21 protein-coding genes and 1 riboswitch are annotated in these 20,559 nt (G+C 64.7%); of the genes, 8 read left to right on the top strand and 13 right to left on the bottom strand.

Annotated elements, in window-relative coordinates; genetic code table 11:
• Window positions 1–8: 8 nt before the first annotated feature.
• A riboswitch (yybP-ykoY riboswitch) is annotated at window positions 9–179 on the bottom strand.
• A 114-nt stretch (window positions 180–293) separates the two neighbouring features.
• Window positions 294–740, top strand: coding sequence for an ester cyclase (locus QCE73_RS21075; protein WP_309883417.1), 447 nt, complete (start codon window positions 294–296; stop codon window positions 738–740).
• On the opposite strand, the gene QCE73_RS21080 is transcribed toward QCE73_RS21075, so the two are convergent.
• Complete coding sequence (locus QCE73_RS21080) at window positions 737–1,225, bottom strand: hypothetical protein (RefSeq protein WP_309883418.1); 489 nt, start codon at window positions 1,223–1,225, stop codon at window positions 737–739. The genes QCE73_RS21075 and QCE73_RS21080 overlap by 4 nt on opposite strands.
• 75 nt (window positions 1,226–1,300) lie before the next feature.
• Complete coding sequence (locus QCE73_RS21085) at window positions 1,301–3,010, bottom strand: PQQ-binding-like beta-propeller repeat protein (RefSeq protein WP_309883419.1); 1,710 nt, start codon at window positions 3,008–3,010, stop codon at window positions 1,301–1,303.
• 132 nt (window positions 3,011–3,142) lie between these two features.
• Here QCE73_RS21085 and QCE73_RS21090 point away from each other — a divergent pair, with 132 nt between their 5' ends.
• Window positions 3,143–3,277, top strand: coding sequence for a hypothetical protein (locus QCE73_RS21090; RefSeq protein WP_309883420.1), 135 nt, complete (start codon window positions 3,143–3,145; stop codon window positions 3,275–3,277).
• 41 nt (window positions 3,278–3,318) lie between these two features.
• On the opposite strand, the gene QCE73_RS21095 is transcribed toward QCE73_RS21090, so the two are convergent.
• From QCE73_RS21095 to QCE73_RS21105, 3 genes are all read right to left on the bottom strand, one after another.
• Window positions 3,319–5,835, bottom strand: coding sequence for a glucose/quinate/shikimate family membrane-bound PQQ-dependent dehydrogenase (locus QCE73_RS21095; protein ID WP_309883421.1), 2,517 nt, complete (start codon window positions 5,833–5,835; stop codon window positions 3,319–3,321).
• A gap of 172 nt (window positions 5,836–6,007) precedes the next feature.
• Window positions 6,008–6,331: a hypothetical protein gene (locus QCE73_RS21100; protein WP_187608428.1), complete on the bottom strand. Its 324-nt coding sequence runs from the start codon at window positions 6,329–6,331 to the stop codon at window positions 6,008–6,010.
• Window positions 6,332–6,383: 52 nt separating this feature from the next.
• Window positions 6,384–6,632, bottom strand: a complete 249-nt coding sequence (locus tag QCE73_RS21105) for a hypothetical protein (protein ID WP_035502286.1) — start codon at window positions 6,630–6,632, stop codon at window positions 6,384–6,386.
• Window positions 6,633–6,755: 123 nt separating this feature from the next.
• Here QCE73_RS21105 and QCE73_RS21110 point away from each other — a divergent pair, with 123 nt between their 5' ends.
• Entirely contained in the window at window positions 6,756–7,139 is a 384-nt protein-coding gene (locus QCE73_RS21110) for a hypothetical protein (protein WP_309883422.1), read from the top strand.
• 3 nt (window positions 7,140–7,142) lie between these two features.
• Here QCE73_RS21110 and QCE73_RS21115 read toward each other — a convergent pair whose 3' ends face one another.
• Window positions 7,143–8,342 carry an amino acid aminotransferase gene (locus QCE73_RS21115; protein WP_309883423.1) on the bottom strand — a complete coding sequence of 400 codons (1,200 nt, stop codon included), beginning with the start codon at window positions 8,340–8,342 and terminating at the stop codon, window positions 7,143–7,145.
• Window positions 8,343–8,377: 35 nt separating this feature from the next.
• A complete protein-coding gene (locus QCE73_RS21120; protein WP_309883424.1) occupies window positions 8,378–9,778 on the bottom strand; it encodes an amino acid permease in 1,401 nt (466 codons plus the stop codon).
• Between the two features lie 347 nt (window positions 9,779–10,125).
• On the opposite strand from QCE73_RS21120, the gene QCE73_RS21125 reads away from it, so the two are divergent.
• A complete protein-coding gene (locus QCE73_RS21125; RefSeq protein ID WP_309883425.1) occupies window positions 10,126–10,389 on the top strand; it encodes a hypothetical protein in 264 nt (87 codons plus the stop codon).
• 78 nt (window positions 10,390–10,467) lie between these two features.
• On the top strand, window positions 10,468–10,629 hold the full coding sequence (locus tag QCE73_RS21130) for a hypothetical protein (RefSeq protein ID WP_309883426.1): 162 nt from the start codon (window positions 10,468–10,470) through the stop codon (window positions 10,627–10,629).
• 68 nt (window positions 10,630–10,697) lie between these two features.
• Here the strand turns inward: QCE73_RS21130 and aroQ are convergent, their stop codons facing one another.
• The 3 genes from aroQ to QCE73_RS21145 form a co-directional block, all read right to left on the bottom strand.
• Window positions 10,698–11,144 (bottom strand): type II 3-dehydroquinate dehydratase, encoded by a 447-nt coding sequence (gene aroQ / locus QCE73_RS21135; protein WP_035502129.1) that lies wholly within the window; start codon window positions 11,142–11,144, stop codon window positions 10,698–10,700.
• 36 nt (window positions 11,145–11,180) lie between these two features.
• Window positions 11,181–12,239, bottom strand: coding sequence for a Gfo/Idh/MocA family oxidoreductase (locus QCE73_RS21140; protein ID WP_309883427.1), 1,059 nt, complete (start codon window positions 12,237–12,239; stop codon window positions 11,181–11,183).
• A gap of 96 nt (window positions 12,240–12,335) precedes the next feature.
• Window positions 12,336–13,751, bottom strand: a complete 1,416-nt coding sequence (locus tag QCE73_RS21145; RefSeq protein ID WP_309883428.1) for an MFS transporter — start codon at window positions 13,749–13,751, stop codon at window positions 12,336–12,338.
• A 392-nt stretch (window positions 13,752–14,143) separates the two neighbouring features.
• Here QCE73_RS21145 and QCE73_RS21150 point away from each other — a divergent pair, with 392 nt between their 5' ends.
• Both QCE73_RS21150 and QCE73_RS21155 read left to right on the top strand, forming a co-directional pair.
• Entirely contained in the window at window positions 14,144–15,718 is a 1,575-nt protein-coding gene (locus QCE73_RS21150) for a diguanylate cyclase domain-containing protein (protein WP_309883429.1), read from the top strand.
• A 101-nt stretch (window positions 15,719–15,819) separates the two neighbouring features.
• Entirely contained in the window at window positions 15,820–16,011 is a 192-nt protein-coding gene (locus tag QCE73_RS21155) for a hypothetical protein (protein WP_309883430.1), read from the top strand.
• A gap of 7 nt (window positions 16,012–16,018) precedes the next feature.
• Here the strand turns inward: QCE73_RS21155 and QCE73_RS21160 are convergent, their stop codons facing one another.
• The 3 genes from QCE73_RS21160 to QCE73_RS21170 form a co-directional block, all read right to left on the bottom strand.
• The gene (locus QCE73_RS21160; RefSeq protein ID WP_309883431.1) at window positions 16,019–16,699 is read right to left on the bottom strand and encodes a response regulator transcription factor; all 681 of its coding nucleotides are present in this window, start codon (window positions 16,697–16,699) and stop codon (window positions 16,019–16,021) included.
• Entirely contained in the window at window positions 16,689–18,539 is a 1,851-nt protein-coding gene (locus QCE73_RS21165; RefSeq protein WP_309884179.1) for a PAS domain S-box protein, read from the bottom strand. Before QCE73_RS21165 ends, QCE73_RS21160 begins: the two co-directional genes overlap by 11 nt.
• Window positions 18,540–18,671: 132 nt before the next feature.
• Window positions 18,672–19,052, bottom strand: coding sequence for a response regulator transcription factor (locus QCE73_RS21170; RefSeq protein ID WP_035502162.1), 381 nt, complete (start codon window positions 19,050–19,052; stop codon window positions 18,672–18,674).
• Between the two features lie 230 nt (window positions 19,053–19,282).
• On the opposite strand from QCE73_RS21170, the gene QCE73_RS21175 reads away from it, so the two are divergent.
• The gene (locus QCE73_RS21175; RefSeq protein ID WP_309883432.1) at window positions 19,283–20,506 is read left to right on the top strand and encodes an MFS transporter; all 1,224 of its coding nucleotides are present in this window, start codon (window positions 19,283–19,285) and stop codon (window positions 20,504–20,506) included.
• Window positions 20,507–20,559: the final 53 nt, after the last annotated feature.

Raw genomic sequence — 20,559 nt, forward strand, 5'->3', positions numbered from 1 at the left:
GGGTAGCGCTCTGGTCGGGCAAGATGGAACGACAGAACGCGCGCCCGACCGGTCGCGAATTCTGTCGATGGTCTTGCCAACCTGTGATGGTTGCTCATGCCACGGTCCGAACGACCGAGCGTGTTGACATGAGCGCCTTTCCATTGCGGAAAGGCCGGCTACTCCCCAGCGAAGAAACGAAAGCTTAACACGGCTCCATGACCGTTCCTGCGTTTATGAGATGCGTTGAGGTACAGTGAGCGGGCAATGCCGCCGTTCCCACCTCGTGCAGACAGCACCGTGAAGGAGGCACCATGCCGGCAGCTCACCTGACTCAATCGGCCGCGCGCGAAACGGTCGAGCGTCTCTATCGCGCGTTTTCCACGAAGGATGTCGCGCTCTTGCGGCAGGCCGTCACGCCCGACTGGCAGTACATTCCCGAGCCGCCCGGACAGAAACCCGGTCCGGATCAGATGATCCCCATCTTCGAAGATCTCGCCAACGCGCTGCCCGACATGCATATCGAGATTCTCGACATGCTGGTGCAGGACGATCGCGTAGGCGTGCGCGCGGAAGTGAGCGGCACGCAATCCGGGCCGTTGCTGGGCATCGCAGCGACGAAGAAGCCGATCCGCTTCGCGATTCATTCGTTTCACGAACTGCGCGACGGACTCGTGTCGAAAACCTGGCATCTCGAAGACTGGCTCAGCGTGTTCCGGCAACTCGACGCCGTGCCGCCCCGCGTGAATCCGCCGGTCTAGCCGCGCCGGATTCGCGTCTTCGCGCCCGGCGACGCGTTCGCGCGCAGGACATGCTCCACGCACAATCCGACGAGCGTCGCGTCCAGCCGCTCCAGCGCGCTCGCCGCGGCGCGCAGTGCGGGCACATCGGTGCCGAACGAATCGAAGAAGAGCCATTCGCGCTGCCGCGCCGCGACCCGCGCCTCCTGCGCTGCCGCGCACAACTCGCGCATGCGCGCGAATCCCGCCGCGCGCGCCTTTTTCTCCAGCATGCCGACGAGCACTTCGAGCGGCTCACGCGCGTCATGGACGACGCTCGTGCGGGCGTCGTCGAAGAGCGAAAGAAAACGCAGCACGCTGCCCTGCAAACGCCGATGCGCATCGACGAGATCGCGTATCGACTCGGCCCGCGCGTGGTCGCGCGCCGCCTTCACGGTGATGATGGTCGCGCCGTAGCCGCTGTCGGCCAGATCGCGGCCCGGTGCGTCGATAGATGGAGTCGCCATGATCCCCGTAACCCGATGCAGTTCGTTATATCGCTAAGAATATAACGCATCGCGATTCCGGTGCGCGATCTCTCTTTATTTCGGCAATAACCCGAACACGGCGACAGCGTTTCTCGTGCCGACATACACCTTGCCGTTCGCGATCATCGGCGTGATGAACTTGTTGCCCTGACCGAACTGGTCACGCGCGCCCGCATCGTTGCTGCTGTAGAGCTGGCGGCCGAGATTGGTCGCGTCGTAAGCGCGCAGTGCGCCGGTCGTGCCGTTCTCCGCCGCCCACAGGATGCCGTTGGCCGTGCCGTTCGCGGAAATGCTCGGCGTCGCGCCCGGAAAGGCGAACGCGTTCGATGTCTGGCTTGTCGAGGTTCCCGAAAGCACGGCGTTCGACACCGAAAAAGCCCTGATGCTGTCGCCGACCGCGCCGAAATAGACGGTGTTGTTGAAATACGCGGGCGCGCCGAACATCGGCCCGCGAATCTGGCCGACGAGTTCCTGATAGATGTGATCGGCGTTCGAATCGAACTTGCCCATCGAAAGACGGTTCACGACGTAGATGGTCGCGTTCTTGCCCGCGCCGATCGCGAGATGGCGAACCGTGCCGCTCGCATCGGCGAAATCGGGCAGAACCATCGCGCCGCCCGAGCCCAGATCCTCGTCCTGATTCGATTCCTGCACCGTGTTCGAGGGCTCGAAATAGTCCTGCACCCTGAGCGGCGACGTGTTCAGCCTCAAAAAGCCGTTGCCGAAATTGCCGTTGATCGGCATTTCCTGCGCGTTTTGCGTCGGGTCGAAGGTGCCGTTCGCGTCGAGGAAGAAGATCGCTTCGCCGTCCGATGCGAGGCCCGCGCCGCTCATCCAGATCGAGCCCATCTGGCCGTTCGGCGTGACGTTCAGCACGCTCGCCTGTTGCAGCGTGTTCGCGTCGTAGCCCATGACCCAGCCGGTGTACGGCATGAAATCGCAGTGCGAGGTCCACGCGGTGTAGACGACGCCATTCAGCAGGAGCAACGACGCGCGCTCGGCATACTGGCCCGGATCGAACGTGAGCGTGCCGTTCTGGCTGCCCGCGCCGTTGCCGGGATAGGTCGCGCGGATTTCGGTCGGGCCATTGAAGAGTTCGGCGCCTGTCGCGATGTCGAGCGCGTGGATGCGCTGGTGATAGCCGCCCGACCCGTCCTTCGACATGCCGACGACATACATCGCGCCGTTCGGTCCGCGCGAACGGTCGACGACCGGCGTCGCCGTCACACCGATGGTCGGCGTGATCTGCGTGCACTTGTGGTCGTCGCTGGGCGACTCGCCGTTGCCGAGCGTCGAGATTTTCCAGAGGACGCTGCCGGTGTCGGCGTCGAAGGCGTACACGCTGGCGTTCTCCGTCGCGACATACACGACGTTGTGCGTGCCGCCCGCGACCGGGACGCCCGCCAGAAAGAGCGGCTGGGCATCGACGGCGCCGTCGACGGGGAAGGTCGCGAGCTTGCCGAAGCTGGCCGAATTGACGTTCGCGGGCGTGAGAACCGTTTCCGCGAGTTGCTGGCCAGTGCGGGCGATGTCGTTGTGCCAGGTGGCGACGTCCATTGGAGACGCGACAGCAGGCGCCGACGCGCCCGACGGACTGGACGCGCCCGACGGACTCGACGGACTCGACGCCGCAGTCGGCGCACTGCCGCCGGTTGCCGCAGCCGTGGTGTCGCCGCTGGAACCGCCGCCGCTGCACGCACCGATGACCGCCACAGTAAGCGCGACGCCGGCTGCGGCGATCAGAGTCAGGAACCGCGTGTTCATCTGCATGCTCCTCTACGGTGAGACACAACGCCACGGCGACCCGCTTTACGCGCAAAGAATTTGTTGCAACGCGTCACAATGTGCTAACCTAGGGTTATTACCTAGATAGTTACCCCTAGTACGGAGTCCACCATGGGAATCATCGCTGCTACCCCGATCGCCCTCGTTTCCTTTATCGCCGCCAAGCTCCGCGCCGCCACGCGCGACGCGCTCATCGCACGCGCCAAGGTCAGCGCGCTGATGGCCGAAGCCTATCGCCGTTCGTAACGCGCGGGCGCGGGGGAATATTCCCGCGCCTTGTTAATCGCTCATTGCAGCGTGTACGCGATCACGTAATCGCCGGCCTTCGTGCCGAGCGAACCGTGACCGCCCGCCGTCACCAGCAGATACTGCTTGCCGCTCGCATCGGCGTAGCTCATCGGCGTCGCCTGACCGCCCGCCGGCAGACGCGCTTCCCACAGCTTCTTCCCGTCGCGCACGTCGTACGCGCGGACGTACCGGTCGAGCGTGCCCGTCAGGAATGCGACGCCGCCCGCCGTCACGATCGTCCCGCCGAGGCTCGGCACGCCGAGCGGCATCGGGATCGGCAGCGGCGCGCTGTCGATGATCGTGCCGTTCTTGTGCATCCACGCGATCTTGTTCGTGCGCAGATCGACGCCCGCCATGTAGCCCCACGGCGGCGCCTGACACGGAATCCCGAGCGGCGATAGAAACGCACTGATCTCATAGGCAAACGGCGTGCCGCGCGCCTGCTTGATGCCGCTCGTCTCGCTCGTGCTCGTCGCGCCTTCCTGGAGCTTCTCGCGCGGAATCAGTTTCGACGTGAACGCCATGTAATCCGGATTCGCGATGAGAATCTGCCGCACCGGATCGACCGAAATTCCGCCCCAGTCGAACACGCCGAAATTGCCCGGAAACACGAGCGTTCCCTGCTCGGAGGGCGGCGTGAACGGCCCGTCGTAGCGCAGGCTCCTGAACTTGATGCGGCACCAGAGCTGATCGAACGGCGTCGTGCCCCACATGTCCGCTTCCTTCACGTGCGGCGGATTGAAGTTGAGCGCGGAGACCGCCTGCGTCGGCGCGGAGTGATCGCCTTTCGCCGCGCCCTGCGGCACCGCCACTTCGCTGATCGGCACGATCGGCTGCCCGGTTTCGCGATTCAGCACGTAGATGCTGCCCTGCTTCGTCGAGGCGATCACCGCCGGCTGCATGCCCTGCGCCGTTTGCAGATCGACGAGCGTCGGCTGCCCGCCGACATCCATGTCCCACAGATCGTGATGCGTGAACTGGTAGTTCCAGCGCACCTTGCCGGTCGCGGCATCGAGCGCGACGAGGCCCGCCGCGTACTTCTCGGCCTGCGGCGTGCGCTCGCCGCCCCACTGATCGGGCGTCTGATTGCCCATCGGCAGATAGATCATGCCGCGCTTCTCATCGACGCTGAACATCGACCACATGTTCGGCGAATTGCGCACGTAGGTGCCGCCCGCCGCGATCGGTTCGGTGGCGTCCGGATTGCCCGGATCCCAGTTCCAGACGAGATGACCGTCGTTCACGTCGAAGGCGCGGATCACGCCGGAGGGCTCGTTGTTCGATTCGTTGTCGGTCACGTGGCCGCCGACGATCACGAGGTTGCGGAACACGGCCGGCGGCGACGTCGAGTAATAGCCGCCCGGCGTGAACGGGCCGATGTTGGCGCGCAGATCGATCGCGCCACCCTTGCCGAAACTCGCGCAGGGTTTGCCGGTTTCCGCGTCGAGCGCGATCAGGCGGGCGTCGGCGGTCGGAAGGAAGAGGCGTCGCGGGCATTCGGCGAGCGCCGTGGTTTGCGCGGGCGTCTGCACCGGCGCGGCGGGCTCCGATGCGGCCACCGGCCCGGAAGCGGCCTGCGCCTCGGTGTCCGACGACGCCACCGGCGCGCTCGCCTCGGCCGGCGCGGAAGCCGTCGCGGCTTCGGCGGGCATCGGATGCATCGACGCATCGTAATAAGCGACGCCGCGGCAAGTCATATGCTCCCAATGCTTGAAGCCGATCGGGCTCTGAATCCGCGGATCGAAGCGCCACTTTTCCTTGCCGCTCGCCGCGTCGAGCGCGATCACCTTGCTGTGCGGCGTGCACAGGAAGATCGTGTCCCCGACCTTGAGCGGCGTGTTCTCGTCGGTGGTTTCGGTCGGATCGTCGGGGCCGGGCATGTCGCCGGTGCGATACGTCCACGCCACTTTCAACTGATGCGCGTTTTCCGGCGTGATCTGCGCGAGCGGCGCGTAACGCTGCGCGAGCGGCGAGCCGCCATAGTCGATCCAGTCGCCCGGCGCGCGGCCGGTGGCGGCGTTGGCATCGGCCTGATTCGCGTCGGCGGCGACATTCACGTCGATGCGTCCCGGCCGGTCGTGCGGATCGATGAAATACGTGCCGATGCCGAGCAAAAGCGTGAGCACGATCGCGGCGGCGAGCGGCGTGCGCGCCGCGCGCGCGGTCGAAGGCGGACCGAACAGCGCGCCGCGATGCACGAACGGAATCAGCAGCCAGATCCCGAGCAGCAGCCAGATCCACAGACGCGGCATCAGTTGCCAGAAGTCGAAATGCACTTCGAACACGGCCCAGATCGTCGAACCGAACAGCACGAGCGCGAAGAGCAGCAGCGCGGAGCGCCGTCGTATCAGCAGCAAAAGCCCGGTCAGGACGATAGCCCCGCCCGCGATCGCGTAGTACCACGATCCTTTCAGCGTGACGAGATACGCACCGCCCGCCGCCAGCAACGCGCCGATGACGATGAACACGACGGCCGTGAAGAACGTGAGCGGATGAAGTCTTCCGTTGCCAGCCATGCTGAAACCCTCCGTGACGATGAATGGCGGAACACGGCCGGTGCGCGGTCGTGGTTCGGACGCTGTCGCGTCGTGGGTAGGAGCAAACGCTGTGCCGTTCGGCGGGAGATGACGCGTGCGACGCGTGCTTACAGAAGACTTGCCCTGGAAAAGGCGCGTGCGCGCCTGCGGATCAGCGCGGCCGCGGCCAGAGTCCGCCGCACGCATTCGCCGGCATCACGCCGGAAACGAACGCGGCCTTCAGATCGGCGCGTTCGGAGAAACGCGGCGCATCCATCCACATCAGGAATTCGTCGCCCCAGTTTCCCCACGCGTTTTCGTCGAAATCGAAATCCTCGTCGATGCGGCCGTTGTCGCGCAGATACGCGCCGACCACTTGCGTGCCGTTCCAGTACGCGACGGCGACGTCGGTGAGATCGGCGGTCATGCCGCGCGGCAGATCGCGCAGCAGCATCGCGACATGCGCTTTGAACGATTTGAATTCAGTCGGTCTCATCGCGTGCTCCGCTTCAAAAAAGTGCGTGAAAAACTGCCTGCGGCGTGCCCGTTCAGCCGAACACGCCTTTGTTCAAATCTTTCTCGAACGCGGCGGTCCATTCCGTGCCGTGTCCGATGCGATATTCGCGTTCCTTGAGCGTGGAACGTCGAGTGATGGTGACGACGCCCTGCAACGGATAAACATCGTCCACGATGTCGGATGCGCCGCCTTCCTGCACGAGAAAATCGCTTTCATCGAGCCGATGGCGCGCGAGAATCGCGAGGAATTCCGTTCTTTCGTCCGGTGCGATCACAGTCATGAGACCCTCCATGATCGAAGCCTGTCTCCATTCAAAGTAGCACACGCGCGGAGGAACGTCGGCGCATATCTTGCGACGAGCGCGGGACGGCGCACGCGCCATTTTCAAGCAAGGAGTCGATCGATGATGAAACGCGCATCCAACACGATTCGCGCGGGCGCGCTCGCGGCGCTCGTCGCGTGCACGCCCGCGCACGCCGACGATGCCGTCTGCGGCACGCTCGAAAGCGCGACGAACGGGCAGGACGGCATGATTGCGCTGCGCGAAGGAGAAAGCGTGAATTTCTGGCGGGGCGGCGCCGTGCGGCACGGCGCGCTGCATGTCTACAAGGACGGCGAGGTGTATCGCGTGTACTGGCAGCCCGAGGGAAGCGGCGACCTGTACGTGCTCGCGAACGAAAGCGCGACGAGCGCGCGGCTCATCCTGACGCCGCCGCGCGGCACGAAGGTCGATACGGGACCGGGCAGCCTGCCGCCGCAGAAAGTGCTGTCCTGTCCCGCGCTGTAACGGTTACTTCGCGGCGAGCACCTTGCCGATCGCATCGGCGACGGTCTTCACGTTGCTGTCGTTCAGACCCGCGACGCACATGCGGCCCGAGCGCAGGATATACACGCCGAATTCCTCTTTGAGCCGATCCGCCTGATCCGCGACGAGACCCGTGTACGTGAACATGCCGCGCTGCTTGATGTAGCGCGTGAGCATTTCGCCGCGCACGTGATCCTTCAGGCCGTCGTGGATCGCCTGGCGCATGCGCGCGATGCGCTGGCACATCGACGCGAGCTCCTGTTCCCACGAGCGCTTAAGCTCGGGTGTATTCAGCACATGCGTGACGATTTTCGCGCCGTGCGTCGGCGGGTTGCTGTAGTTCGCGCGCACCGCGCTCGTCAACTGGCCGAGCACGCGGTCGGCTTCGGCGGCGTCGTCGCTGATCACGTGCAGACCGCCGCAGCGCTCGCCGTACAGCGAGAAATTCTTCGAGAACGAATTCGCGATGAACGCCGGCACGCCACGGCGCGCGAGTTCGCGCACGGCGAAGGCGTCGTCGTCCAGGCCCGCGCCGAATCCCTGGTACGCCATATCGACGAACGGCAGCAGATCGCGCTTCTGCAGCACGTCGATGATCTTCAGCCATTGCGACTGGTCGAGATCGACGCCCGTCGGGTTATGGCAGCACGCGTGCAGCAGGACGACGCTTTTCGCGGGCAACTTGTCGATGGCTTCGAGCATCGCGTCGAAGCGCAGGCCGCCGGTGGCTTCGTCGTAGTAAGGGTATGTGTTCACCTCGAAGCCGGCGCGCTCGAAGATGAAGCGATGGTTCTCCCACGTCGGGTCGCTCACCCACACTTTCGATTGCGGGAAATAGCGCTTGATGAAGTCCGCGCCGACCTTAAGCGCCCCCGAGCCGCCGAGCGTCTGCACGCTCGCGATGCGGCCGTCCGCGCGCGACGGGCTGTCGTTGCCGAACACGAGCGACTGCACCGCGTCGCGATAATGCGCGAAACCGGCCATCGGCAAATACGGCTTCGGGCCGAGTTCCTTCAGGATCGACAGTTCCGCTTCGCGCACCGCCTGCATCACGGGCAAGCGGCCTTCGTCGTCGAAGTAAATGCCGATGCTCAGGTTGACCTTGTTGGTGCGCGGGTCCTTCTGGAAATTTTCGTTCAGCGACAGGATGGGATCGCCGGGGTAGGCATCGATATGTTCGAACATGGTGTCGGTATCAGGACGAGAGTCAGGACGAGAGATCAGCGGGATTGCAGGCGGTTGGCGCGCTTCGCGTCAGCGCCCCTTTTTTTGAGATAGTAGCTGATTCCGAGAACGGCCAGCCAGACGGGGATCAGGTACACGGACAGGCGCAGGTCCGGAATCTCGTACATGACCCACACGATGCCCGCGAGAAACGCGAGCACGATGTAGTTCGTGAACGGATGGCCGAAGCTCGGAAACGATGTCGTCTCGTTGCTCGCGCGCTTTTGCCGGCGAAACATCACGTGGATGATGCTGATCATCGCCCAGTTGATGACGAGCGCCGACACCGCGAGGCCCATCAGAAGGCCGAACGCGCGTCCCGGAATCACGTAGTTGATGACGACGCAGGCCGCCGTGACAGTCGCCGACACGGCCAGCGCCGCGAGCGGAATGCCGCGCCCGCTGACACGCAGGAGCGCGCGCGGCGCGTTGCCCTGTTGGGCGAGACCGTAGAGCATGCGGCTGTTCGCATACACGCCGCTGTTGTACACGGACAGCGCGGCCGTCAGCACGATCACATTGAGCACGTTCGCGACGAGCGTGCTGTTCATCTCGCGGAAGATCAGCACGAACGGGCTGCCGCCGGTCGCGACCTTGTCCCACGGATAGAGCGCCAGCAGCACGCCGAGCGCGCCGACATAGAAAATCAGAATGCGATAGATGACCTGATTGGTCGCACGCGGAATGCTGTGCGACGGATCTTCCGCCTCCGCCGCCGTGATGCCGACGAGTTCCAGCCCGCCGAACGAGAACATGATCACGGCCATCGACATCACCAGCCCGTGCACGCCGTTCGGAAAGAAGCCGCCGAGCCGCCACAGGTTCGTGACGCTCGCCTCCGGCCCGGCCTTGCCCGACGCGAGCAGATAGCCGCCGAACAGGATCATCCCGACGATCGCCGCCACCTTCACGATCGCGAACCAGAACTCCGTCTCGCCGTAGGACTTCACGCTCGTCAGGTTGATCGCATTGACGATGACGAAGCACCCGAGCGCCGATATCCACGTCGGCAATCCCGGCCACCAGTACTGCATGTAGATGCCGATAGCGGACAGCTCCGCCATGCTCACCAAGATATAAATGGCCCAGTAATTCCAGCCGGAAATGAAGCCGGCGGCGTGGCCCCAGTACTTGTCGGCGAAATGGCTGAAGGAGCCGGCGACCGGCTCGTCGACGATCATCTCGCCGAGCTGACGCATGATGAAAAACGCCATCAGACCGGCGATCGCGTAGCCGAGCAGCACGGACGGCCCGGCGAGCTTGATCGTCTGCGCGACGCCGAGAAATAGCCCGGTGCCGATCGCGCCGCCGAGCGCGATCAACTGGATATGCCGGCTCTTGAGTCCGCGCTTGAGTGTTTCGTGTTGGGGTGCGTCGTTCGTCTTGCCTGAAACCATGTCGATGCCTGCCTGAGCCGCAAAAATTACCGCTTTCGTATGACCGAACGATCGACAGAGTCGTTTCGTCCGACTTTTCACGCGTCTCTTGGGATGAAAACTGTTGTTTTTTCGTGCGGACGACCCCACAGGGCGCTGCAAAAAAGGCCGATTATCTGTGCACGGATCTGCGATTTTACCGCCCGGCGACCCGAGAAGCCTTGATGGGCGGACCTACCGCAGTACGCGTCACGATCTTCAGAAACGCACAACAATCGATTTGAGGCTGGAATCAGGTGTTGTTCGGAGGATTGACAAGGGCGCGTCGGCGGGAGAATCGCATCATCCACTCACAAAACGGGGTCGCCATGTATCAGACGATGGAAGGAAACGCCAGGCCGCATCGCACGGCAGAGTGTTTCATCGAAGGATCGCAGGTCGGCGCGGCAGCGACGCAAGCTGAATTGCTGCAGGCGCTGCAGTCGGCGTCGGACAACATCATGCGCCTCGCGGGCAAGCTGCGCGCCGAGCGCGATGCCACCGCCGACGATGCCGTGACCATCACCGAGCAGCATGCGCTCGCGCAAGAGCTGATCGGACGTTTGCTGGCGCTGCCCGCGTCGCAGGCGTAACGGACCAACAGGGCTAACGGAAGGCGGGCAGCGGTGACGGCATGAGCCGCCCGCGCCCGGAGCATCGGGGAGAAGGAAATGAGCTATTTGACGATCATCGCCGCGGTCTGGGGCATTTGCGCGGTCTGCGCGGTGCTGTTCATCCGCGGCGCGGCGCAGCGCAATCCGGAACCGCTGCGCGTGCAGCGCGACCACGAGCCGGTGCGGCATGCATCGAAGGATTTCGGCCGTCCGGTCTGACCCGGTGTTATCGGCGAGGCGCTCAAACGCCTCGCCGGAAAAGCCTCACAACGCAGTGCCTTGCCGCCTTACTTGCCCGCGTTGATCGCAGCGACCGCCGCGCGCAAGCCCAGCAGATAGCTATCCACGCCGAAGCCCGAAATCTGCCCCTTGGCGATTTCCGCGAATACCGACTTGTGGCGGAACTCTTCCCGCGCGTGAACGTGCGACATATGCACTTCGATGACCGGCGCCGTCAGAATGGCGAGCGCATCGCGGATCGCGTAGCTGTAATGGGTCCACGCGCCGGCGTTGATCACGATCGCATCGATCTTTTCCTCGAACGCGCGATGAATCCGCGAGCACATCTCGCCTTCGATATTCGTCTGGTAGCACTCCACTTCCACGCCCAGCTCCTTGCCCAGCGCGGTCATTTGCTCGTCGATCTGCGCGAGCGTCGCCGTGCCGTACTGCTTCGGGTCGCGCTTGCCGAACATGTTGAGGTTGACGCCGTGCAGCGTCAGGATCTTTGCCATGTGATTTCCTTGAACGGGATGGGGAATTGAAAAGATTCAGGCGGTCTCGACGATCTTGCCGCTCGTGGCGGCGAGCACGATGGCCTCGGTGGTCCGCAGATTCTGCAGCCCGTCGCGCGCGCTGACAATAGGCTCGGCCTCGCCGCGCGCCACGCGCCCGAAATGTTCCATCTGATGCGCGAGCGGATCGTCGCGTTGCATCGGCACGATGCTTTCCTCGAACGGCTTCCACCATGAGCGATCTTCAGCGCGGCCGTAGGACTTGAGACGCATCGTCGGGACGGAAAGCGAGCCGAAGGTGCCCGCGATCACGTAGCAGTCTTCGTCGGGATACGTCGAATACGCCTTGTTCTCCTGCGAGGTCTGCTCCCAGCTACGCGGCGACGCGGCCGTGTCGGACAGCATGAACGTGCCGAGTGCGCCGCTCGCGAAGCGCAGATTGATGGCGACGGTGTCCTCGACGGGAAAGCCGCGCGTCGCATGCGAAGCGAACGCCTGCACCGCGACGATATCGCCGCACAGCATGCGCAGGTTATGCACCTCGTGAATCATGTTGAGCAGGATCGGACCGCCGCCCGGTTCGCGCCGCCACGGCGCGCTCGCGTAATACTCGTCGGGCTTGAAGAACACCGCGCTGCCCATCACCGCGACGAGCTTGCCGAGCCGCCCTTCGTCGATCACCTGCTTCGCGCGCGCCATGATCGGGCTATGCGCGCGATGATGGCCGATCAGCACCTTGACGCCCGAACGTTCGGTTTCGTCGACGAGCGCCTGCGCTTCATCGACGCTCGGCGCGATCGGCTTTTCCAGCAGCATCGGCACGCCGGCCGCGAGACAGATGCGCGCGTGCGCCACATGCAACTGGTTCGGCGTCGCGAGCACGATGCCGTCCGGCCGATCCTTCGCGAGCAGTTCATCGAGCGTCCTGTAGAGCGGCACGCCCGCTTTCTCCGCGATGGCCGTCGCCGCCGGCGCGGGATCGACGATAGCGGAGAGCGTGCATGTCGCACTCGCCTGCGCGACGCCCATGTGCGCCTGGCCGATATAGCCCGCGCCCGCCACCGCGATACGTGTCTTGCCTGAGTCAGTGTTCACTTGAATTCACCAGATCGATAAAAAGTGCGCGCGCGAAGGCACGCGGACGGCGCGGACCACGCGCCGCCGTGAGGACAACAATGGGAAAGATGAAGCCTAGGAAGCGCGCGCGTTCGCGACTGATTCCGCGCGCAGGCGCTCGTACTCGGACTTCTCGACCGGTCGCGCGTCCTGCTCGCCGAGCTGGCTGAGCGGAATGCGATACGTCTCCCGCGCGCTCCAGGCCGCGATGGCGGAGATGATCGTGACGGCGAGCGTGATCGAGCCGATCGTGAGCGGAATGTTCGTCGATCCCGGCGGCGCGACGGTCGCGAAGAGCGCGGGCAGGAGCGCGGTGATCGTCGTGCCGACGTTCTGCGAGATCGCCATCGCGGACACGCGCGTGCGCGTCGGGAAGAGCTCGGGATAGAAGCTCGGGAAGATCGCGTTATAGCCCTGATAGACGACGCCCCACATCAGCAGCGACGCGACGATCGCCATGCCGACGCTGTGAATGCTGATCGCGTAGAGATACAGATACGACAGCAGCCCCGACGCAATCGCCCCGACGATGATCGGCGGCTTGCGCCCGATCTTGTCGGAGAGATTGCCGACGAGCGGAATCACGACCACGGCGAGTATGTTGCCGACGACCGGAATCCACAGATACACGCTCTTGTGAAAACCGACGCCGTAGGCCGCCTGCACCGCGTATGCCGCGCCGAAGATCGTCGCGACCACGGGAATCACGTTCATCAGCGCCATGCAGACGACGCGGAACATGTCGCCGAGGTTGTACTTGAAGGCATCGACGATCGGCGAGCGCGGCACTGCGCCTCTTTCGCCTTCCTTCTCGAACGCGGGCGTCTCATGCACTTCGCGGCGGATGATGTAACCCGCGACCAGCACGAACGCCGAAAGCAGGAACGGAATCCGCCAGCCCCACGCGTTGAACGAATCCTCGGGCATGTAGTAGGCGAGCGGCAGGAACACGGCGGCGGCGAGAATCTGTCCGGCCTGCACGCCTTGCAGCGTGAAGCTCGCGAAATAGCCGCGCCGTCCGAATGGCGAGTGTTCGAGAATCATCGAACTGGCGCCCGAGATTTCGCCCGCGACCGCGAAGCCCTGCACGAGCCGCAGGATCACGAGCAGCGCCGGCGCGAGCATGCCGACGCTGTGATAGGTCGGCAACAGGCCGACGGCCATCGTCGAAAAGCCCATCAGGAACATGCACAGCACGAGCACGTTCTTGCGGCCGTGCGTGTCGCCGAGATGGCCGAGCACGAACGCGCCGATCGGCCGCGCTACATAGCCGACGCCGTAGGTCGCGAGCGACGCGACGATCGCCACTTTGGGATTGCCCGATGGAAAGAAAAGCTGCGGAAAGATGAGCGCAGCGGCCTGCGCGTAGATAAAGAAGTCGTAGTACTCGAGTGCGGAGCCTATCCAGCCGCTCGCGGTGGCTTTCTTCGTCTGCTTCCGGTGCTCGGCGTGCGACTCGCCTTTTGCACCCGAGAGAGAGTTCGTGTCCATGACGTCTCCATTTATGTTCGCACGACGGTTTCTGTGGCCATCTTTACGACGATACTGCCTTTTCGTTCTTCGCCGACGACGTCCGCGCCGGGTCGCGCGCAGGACATCTCTTCATGATCGCCCCTGAATCGAAAGCTTTCGATGAGGCAAAACCCGCGCGCCGGCGTCTGGCTGAACGGTGTGAGCGCAAGATTACTATGTCGGCGGAAAAGCATAATTCGGCGCGGAGGAAAGTCAGAATGCGCTCGGGGCGAATAATCGGCGATGAGCGGCCCGGACGGAATCCGGGTCTTGCCTAAAGTATGGGTAGCCGCGGCCGTATACACGAGTACCGGCGGTGACCGCATCGCCATCGCCTTGTTTTCGTCCTCTCGCTGGCCCCGGTCTTCCGTATGTCAGGCAATCCGTCCTTGATCGATTCGATTCTGGCCACGCCGGCGACAGAGAACGGGCGCATCACGGCCGCGATTCGCGCATCGCTGCTGTCGACGCTCGTCGAGGACCTGCACCCGCTCCTGCTGTCCGGCATTTCCAGCGCGTTCGTCGCGGTGATCGCGCTCGGGCGTCAGCAGGCACTCTGGGCAGTGCTCTGGGTCGCCGCCGATCTGCTTCTGCTCGCCGTGCGTCTCTCGATCGTGTGCCGCTATCGCGCGCTGAGCCGCCCGAGCGCGCCGCATCCCGGACCGTGGGCCGCACGCTACGCGCCGTTTGCGCTCCTGACATGTCTCGTGTCCGGCCTCGGCACGATGGCCTGCGTGATTTCCGGCGACGCCGTGCTCGCCTCGCTGGCGATCATGGTGACGGCGGGCCTGCTCGGCGGGATCGCGTCGCGCAACGCGGGCACGCCGCATCTGGCAATCGCGCAGGTGTGCCTCGGCGCACTGCCGATCGGCGTCGGCGGGCTGTTCGGGCCGGCGGGCTACTGGATTCTCGTGCCGCCGCTCTTTCTCTATATCGGCGCGATGTGCGCGGTCGTGCAGCGCCACTATCGCGGCCTCGTCGCGCTGATGACCGCCGAGCAGGGCCACGCCGAAATCGCCGCGCGCTTCGATGCGGCGCTCGCCCACATGCCGCACGGTCTTTGCACCGTCGATGCGTCGGGCAAGGTGGTGATCGCGAATCGCAAGGCGGCGGAGCTGTTCGGCGCGACCGTCGAGATGCTGCGGCTGAACGTGTCCTTGCCGGAATTCATCGGCTATGTCGGGCTGTCGAAGTTCGGCGAAACGCTGCGTGCGCAGTTCTCCGAGCGTTGCGCGCAATGGCTCGAAGCGGGCAATCTGCCGCTCGATCTGCCGTTGCGTGACGGCCGCCATCTCGAACTGAGCCGCAACCCGGTGCCGGACGGCAGCGCGGTGATCATCATCGAGGACGTGACGGAGCGCCGCAAGGCCGAGGCGAAGATCCTGCACTGGGCGCATCACGACTCGCTCACGGGCCTGCCGAACCGGCGCTTTCTCGGCGATCACGCCGGGCGTCTGATGGCGGGCGGCGCCGGCCGCGAAAAAGTGATGGTGATGTACGTCGATCTCGACGGCTTCAAGCGCGTCAACGACACGCACGGCCACAACGCGGGCGACGATTTGCTGAAGCTCGTCGCCGATCGCCTGCGCAACGCGATGCGCCGCGGCGAGCTGGCCGCGCGTCTGGGCGGCGACGAATTCGCGATCGTCGCGACGTATATCGCGGATGCATCGAACGCCGTGTTCGCGCGCAAGATCATCCGCGAATTGTCCGCGCCCTACACGCTCGCGTGCGGACAGACGGTGCGCGTGGGCGTGAGCGTCGGCATCGCGCTCGCGCATCCGGGCGAAGTGTTCGAAAGCGCGTTGAAGCGCGCCGACGCGGCGCTCTACGAAGCGAAATCGGAAGAGCGCGGCAGCTATCGGTTTTCCGATCGCGACGGCGACGCGCTCATGAACGACGAGCAGGCCGTCGGCGCACTGGGCGAGCGCGGCCGCGCGTGGTAGCGCATCACACGTTGGTATGAGCGCGCCGAGCCGTTCGTAGAATGGTCGGCGCGTGTGCGCTTCTCTAAGCTGACGTCATGGTCACGCACCGGGAGCGCATCATGGGCGATACATCGACACGCGTATTGTTATCGGGTTGCGCCGCCGTGCTGGCGTTCGGAACCTGGTATTCGGTCAGCGCGCCGCATGACTGGAGCGCGCTCCATCGCGCGGGCTACGACACCGAACTGCCGCTGGAGCGGATCGCGCTCGATGAAGAAGCGGCATCTTCCGTGCGGACGCCGCACCGATAAACCCGCGCTACGGCCGCTGCGCGCGCGACGGCGTCGATGCGCCGTGCGGCATCTTCACGCCGAGCGCTTCCGCCTTCAGCACGAGATCGGCGAGCGAACGCGCCGCCATCTTCTTCATCGCCTGACCGCGATGAATCTTCACCGTGATCTCGCTCAGATTCATTTCCGCCGCGATCTGCTTGTTCATCAGGCCCGACACGACGAACGCCATCACCTCGCGCTCGCGCGGCGTCAGCGATTCATACGAGCGCCGCAAATCCGCGACGGAGCGGCTCGCCGCGCGCCGTTCCTCGTCGGCTTCCAGCGCCTGCGCGACAGCATCGAGCATGTCCTGATCGCGGAACGGCTTCGCGAGAAAATCCCTGGCGCCCGCCTTCATCGCCTTCACGGTCATCGCGATGTCGCCGTGCGCCGTCATGAAGACGATCGGCAAGCCCAACTGGCTCGCGGCCATCTGCTCCTGCACGGCGAGGCCGCTCTGTCCTTTCAGCCGCACGTCGAGGATCAGGCAACTGGGCACCTCCGGCATGTCGTACGCAAGGAATTCATGCGCGGACGCGAACGTCGTCACGTTCAGGTCGACGGAACGCAGCAGCGAGCGCAGCGCGTCGCGCATCGATTCGTCGTCGTCGACCACGTAGACCATCGCGGCGTTCGTCTTCGTGTCCGCGTCCTTGTCAATGCTCATCGTCTGCCCCCTGGTTTTCGGGCAGCACGAAGCGCAAGCGCGCGCCGCCTTCATCGGGCGATTCCGCCCATATCCTGCCGCCGTGCGCCTCGATGATCGAACGGCAAATCGACAAGCCCATGCCCATGCCTTCGGCCTTCGTCGTGAAGAACGCGTCGAAGAGACGGCGCGCGTTGTCCACGCTGATGCCCGTGCCGGAATCCTGCACGGTGATCTGCGCATAGCCTGCGTCGCTCGCGCTCTCGCCCGTCGCGATGCGCAACACGCGCGGCCCGCTCACGCCGGACATCGCCTGCGCGGCGTTCATGAACAAGTTGATGAGCACCTGCTGCAACTGCACGCGATCGCACTGCACGATGGGCGACGGCGTCGCGAGCTCCGTGCGCACATCCACGCGATGACGCGCGAGTTCGCGCCGCACGAGCTCGATCGTCTCCCCGACGATCTCGTTCACGTCGAGCGTCGCGGGCTGGCTGTCGCGCTTTCGCGCCATCGCGCGAATACGTGCGATGACCTCGCTCGCGCGCTTGGCGTCGCGAATCATCTGCGTGATCGATTGCTGCGCTTCCGCGATTTCCGGCTGCGCGCGGTTGAGCCAGCGCAAGCCGGCATCGCCGTTCGTCACGATCGCGGCCATCGGCTGCGTGACTTCGTGCGCGATGGATGCCGCGAGTTCGCCCAGCATCGTGACGCGCGTCACGTGCGCGAGCTCGGCGGTCGAGCGCGCGAGCGCTTCTTGCGCGAGCTTGGTGTCGGTGACGTCCATCAGCGCGCCGACGTATTCGTCGCCGTCCGCTTCCGTCGATGCTCGATGCGCGACGAAATGCACATGCTTCACCGAGCCGTCCGGCAACGAAAGCCGATGCTCCACGTCGATGTCGCACGCGCCGCCGATCGCCGATTCATGCGCGCCGCGCACGATGCCGATGTCGTCGGGATGCGTGCGCGCCAGAATCGCGTCGATGGACGGCTCGACATCGCGCGGGTAATCGAAGATGCGATACGCCTCGTCGGACCACCACATCGTGCCCGCGGGCAGGCGCGTCGCGATGCTGCCGGTGCGCGAGAGGCGCTGCGCGTCGAGCAGAAACGCCTCGCTGCGCTTGAGCGCGTCGCGCTGACGCTGCAATTCCGCTTCCATGCGCTTGCGCTGCGTGATGTCGTTGCTGGTCGCGAGCACGGCGCGCGGCAGGCCGTTCGCGTCGCGCAGCAACGCCGCGCGGCTCGCGATCACGATCTCGCCGCCGTCGTGCCGCACGCGCGTGATCTCGCCGTCCCAGCGCCCCGAACGCAACAGTTCCGTTCGAATCTGCGCGTGCGGCACGGGCGAGTTCGACTGCGTCATGCGATGAATCGGCTGACCGATCGCCTCTTGCGCCGAATAGCCGTAGAGCGCTTCGGCGCCGCGATTCCAGAACGTGATGCGATCGTTCATGTCGTGCGCGACGATCGCATCGTGCGCGAGATTGAGCAGTTCGAGCTGCTCCTGCATCTTGGTCGTCGTGGACTGATTGCGCAGCGAGAGAATGCCGGTCGTGCCGATCGCGAGCAGGCTCACGGCACAGCGCGCGAGCGCTCCGCCCGACACGTTTTCGTCGTGCGAGAGAATGAAGCCGATGAGCGTAAGCAGCACGCAGCCCCACGCGGTCGTGATGGTCGCGGTGCGATTGCCGGTCGACGCGACGAGCAGCACGACGACCACATACAGCACCGCGATGGCGATATCGAGCGGCGTGAGCGCATCGATCAGGAACACGACGAGCGCGATGGCCGCCGCGAGCATCGACACGATGCGCACATCGTGACGCACCGCGCGCGGCGCGCTCTGGAAAGTCTCCATCACGGCCGGACGGACGCCGGCGAATGGAAACGAACGACGAACGAGACAGGCGGCATGGTCATTGAGCGTTCGAAAAAGCGTTCGTTGGAGATATCGCGGCCCGCGCGCACCGGCCGGATGACGCAATGAATTCTAATCCTTCCAAAAGCCTTGCCTGATGCGTTCCAGGCAATCGGCGACGGCGGTTCCATCGACGGGCTTGCTGAGAAAACACACCGCGCCGCCGTCGAGCGCCTGACGCCGTGCGGCATCCGATGCGAACGCGGTGATGAACATGACCGGAACGTCCGGTTTCAGTTCGCGCAGACGCTGTTGCAGTTGCAGGCCGGACATGCCGGGCATGTTGAGATCGGTGATGATGCACGCGAGGCCGTCGAGCGGATCGGCGTCGAGAAACGACTCCGCCGACGGATACAGGCTGACCTCCCAGCCGAGCGAGCGCAACAGGCTGGAGGAAGCGACGCGGACGGATTCGTCATCGTCGATCACGGAGACTCTGGAAGGCGATTGCAAGGGCGTTGTCCTGGACCGTGCGTGAATTTCGGCGGGCATGGGACTGGTCCACCGCTTGGATGGAACTCATCTTACGCACGCGGCGATGGCCGCGAAATCATATGTACGTATAGGTTTGAAGCGTTCGCTTTCATTCCCGCATTCGTCCGACAAAGCAGCGCGCACGGGCGTGTCGAGCGCGTTGCGCGCCAAAACCTTATAGTCCCGTTCTGCCACTCCGGGAAAACCACATGTCGACTCCAACATCGACCGCGCTCGACAGCGGCAAGCACGTCGAGCTCACGCGCGGACTGATCGCGCTTTTCGCGTTCTGCTGCGGCGCGATCGTCGCGAACCTGTACTACGCGCAGCCGATCATCGAACTCATCGCGCCCGATCTGCACATGGCGGGCGGCACGGCGAGCCTGATCGTGTCGCTCACGCAGATCGGTTACGCGCTCGGCCTGTTTTTCATCGTGCCGCTCGGCGATCTGCTCGAAAACCGCAAGCTCATGATCGCGACCGCGCTCGTGTCGATCGCGAGCCTCACGGCCGCCACGTTCACGCACACGCCGGGCTGGTTTCTCGTGATCTCGCTCCTGATCGGTTTTTCGTCGGTGGCGGTGCAGATCCTGATTCCGCTCGCGGCGCATCTCGCGCCGGACGAATCGCGTGGCAAGGTGGTCGGCACCATCATGAGCGGACTGTTGCTCGGCATTCTGCTGTCGCGGCCGATATCGAGCCTCGTCGCGGGCCACTTCGGCTGGCGCGCGATGTTCGGCATCGCCGCCGTGCTGATGATCGGCATCACGACCGTGCTGGCGCTCACGATCCCGCGCCGCCAGCCGAGCCATCAGGCGACGTACTTCGAATTGATCGGTTCGCTCGGCCACCTCGTGCGCACGATGCCGGTGCTGCGTCATCGCTCGCTGTATCAAGGGCTCATGTTCGCGTCGTTCAGCCTCTTCTGGACCGGCATTCCCGTCGAGCTGACGCGGCATTACGGACTCTCGCAGACGGCTATCGGCATCTTCGCGCTCATCGGCGCGACGGGTGCGACGTCCGCGCCGATCGCCGGGCGTCTCGCGGACGCGGGCCATACCGTGCGCGCGACGTTCATCGCGCTGATTCTCGCGGCGCTCGCGTATCTGCCGGTCGTGATGCATCCGGCTTGGGGCGTCGGCGCGCTCGTGGTGACGGGCGTCGTGCTCGATTTCGCCGTGCAGATGAACATGGTGCTCGGTCAGCGCGAAATCTACGCGCTGCACGCCGCGAGCCGCAACCGGCTGAACGCGGTGTACATGACGAGCATCTTCGTGGGTGGCGCGTTCGGCTCGGCGCTGGCGAGCCCGCTGTACGAGCGCGGCGGCTGGACGCTCGTCGCGAGCGTCGCGACGGTGTTTCCGCTCGTCGCGCTGGCGCATTTCATCCTGATCGGCCGCCGTCACTCGGCCCGGACCTATGCGCAGGGATAATCGACGTCGATAAAGCGCAAGTTCGATGCGGCGCCGCTGGACGGCGCGCCGCA

The sequence above is a fragment of the Caballeronia sp. LZ029 genome (assembly GCF_031451275.1).
Taxonomy (GTDB): Bacteria; Pseudomonadota; Gammaproteobacteria; order Burkholderiales; family Burkholderiaceae; genus Caballeronia; species Caballeronia jiangsuensis.